This window comes from Roseospira visakhapatnamensis (assembly GCF_014197915.1).
Lineage (GTDB): Bacteria > Pseudomonadota > Alphaproteobacteria > Rhodospirillales > Rhodospirillaceae > Rhodospira > Rhodospira visakhapatnamensis.
Map to the genome: position 1 here is coordinate 1 of NZ_JACIGK010000080.1, position 1,970 is coordinate 1,970.

At 58.9% G+C, this 1,970-nt stretch carries 2 protein-coding genes; both read left to right on the forward strand.

All coding sequences use genetic code 11. From position 1 onward, the window contains the following. Positions 1–282: 282 nt before the first annotated feature. Positions 283–1,344, forward strand: coding sequence for an IS5 family transposase (locus GGD89_RS19490; RefSeq protein ID WP_184049183.1), 1,062 nt, complete (start codon positions 283–285; stop codon positions 1,342–1,344). Positions 1,345–1,421: 77 nt separating this feature from the next. After that, a complete protein-coding gene (locus GGD89_RS19495) occupies positions 1,422–1,925 on the forward strand; it encodes a hypothetical protein (protein ID WP_184049185.1) in 504 nt (167 codons plus the stop codon). The last annotated feature ends 45 nt before the right edge of the window (positions 1,926–1,970 follow it).

A 1,970-nucleotide genomic window follows, 5' to 3' on the forward strand; every position in this document is an offset into this window, starting at 1 on the left:
GACTGGGCCACCACCGACCGCGTCTACATCAACATGGAAAACCGGGATGACTGAGGGACCTCAGGCCGAATTTCCATCCTTCAGGTTGCTCAATCACTCATGCTGAGCTGCTAACGCACAAAAAAGTTGCGCAACAAACAGGAATTGAGTAAAGCTAAACTATGAATGGTTTTTTGACCGGGCACTGTAGTAGGGGTTATGCAAGGGCGCCTCGAAAAACGCTGGCCGTGGAATCCCGTTTTGATAGAACCCGGACGGGTTTCGTCAACAAAGGGCGTTGCGATGGGTCAGATGGGGTTCTTTGACGTCACGAACCGGTATGCCGGCCTGGATGCGAAGGCGGACCCGCTGGTGAAGCTGGCGAAAGTGGTTCCCTGGGAGGATTTCCGGCCCCGGCTGGAGGCCATCTGGCGCGGGTCCTCGGCTGAGCGGCGCTCAAAGAGCGGTCGCACGCCCTGGGACGCGGTCGTGATGGTCAAGATGATCGTGCTTTGCGCGCTGTACACCCTGTCTGACGAGCAGGTGGAATATCAGGCCCGGGACCGTCTGTCGTTCATGCGCTTCCTGGGCCTGGGCCTGGGCCTGGGCCTGGAGGACCGAGTGCCGGACGCGACCACGGTGTGGCTGTACCGCGAGCAACTGGTCCGGGCCGGGGCGGTCGAGGATCTGTTCGCGCAGTTCGACGGCTATCTGCGCGACCAGGGCTTCTTGGCGATGGGCGGGCAGATGATCGACGCCTCCATCGTACCGGTGCCGAAGCAGCGCAACAGCCGCGAGGAGAACGCCGCCATCAAGGCCGGCGGGACTCCGAAGGACTGGGACGACACGCTGGCCAGGCGCCGCCAGAAGGATACCGACGCCCGCTGGACCAAGAAGCACGGGAAGAGCCACTTCGGGTACAAGAACCATGTCTGCGTGGATCGTCGGCACAAGCTGATCCGGCGCTACGAGGTCACGGACGCGGCCGTCCACGACAGCCAGGTGATGGAGGTGGTGCTCGACGACACCAACACCGCCTCGGAGGTCTGGGCGGACAGCGCCTACCGGTCAGCGGAGACCGAAGAAAAGCTGGCGGACCGGGGCCTGAGGAGCCGCATCCACCGCAAGGCCCATCGCAACCGGCCCCTGGGTGAGCACGAGAAGAAGGGCAACCGGACCCGGTCAAAGGTCCGCGCGCGGGTGGAGCACATCTTCGGCGCGCAGACCAACGACATGGGCGGCACCCTGGTGCGCAGCATCGGTCTGGTCCGGGCCAAGGCCCGGATCGGCCTGAAGACCCTCGCCTACAACATGCGCCGGGCGGTTCACCTGACCGGGATGAACCGGGCGCCGGCCCCGGCCTGACGGCGGGCCGGGGGAGACGTGTGTCCGGGTGGAGGGCAGAATGAGAAACGGATAGAGAACATGGCGCTCAAAATGGCGTGAAACACGCCCAAAGAGGCGGTCCGACCCCTGTCGGCGCCCCTGATCCGGCCAAACGGCCCGTTCTTCGAGGTGCCCTTCTGCAAATTGTCCAAAAAGAAAAGGATGCGTTCATGGGATACGAATCACGCTCTTGGTGGCAAAATGACTCAAATAAAGTTTTCTGTGAATTGTCGTCAGACGCAACGATTATTGATGAATATTCGTTGAATATCGGGCATTTTGATAAATATATCGCACCCAGTTTGGGTAATAATTCTTTTTTTTCAAAAGAATTATTTAGAGCATGCACATCAAGCGAAATGAATACGATAAAAATCGAGGCCATGCCGATTGACTCGTTAATTAACCATTTTAACAATTGGCGACCACCTTTTGGAGATTTCCGTCCTTTACCTTGGCATTCGCCCAATGAAAACAACAACGATACACCGGGGATCGGTCATGATCCTGGTGGAAGGCTTATCCCTTTGCTTCCGGTGCGATCAACATATCGTAGGTGATGGGGCCTTTGGTGGTGACGATTCCCAGGAGGGATCGAAAGGCTG

Excerpts from the sequence above, each read along its gene's own strand:
- GGD89_RS19490 (WP_184049183.1), top strand. The coding sequence starts at position 283 with ATGGGTCAGATGGGGTTCTTTGACGTCACGAACCGGTATGCCGGCCTG.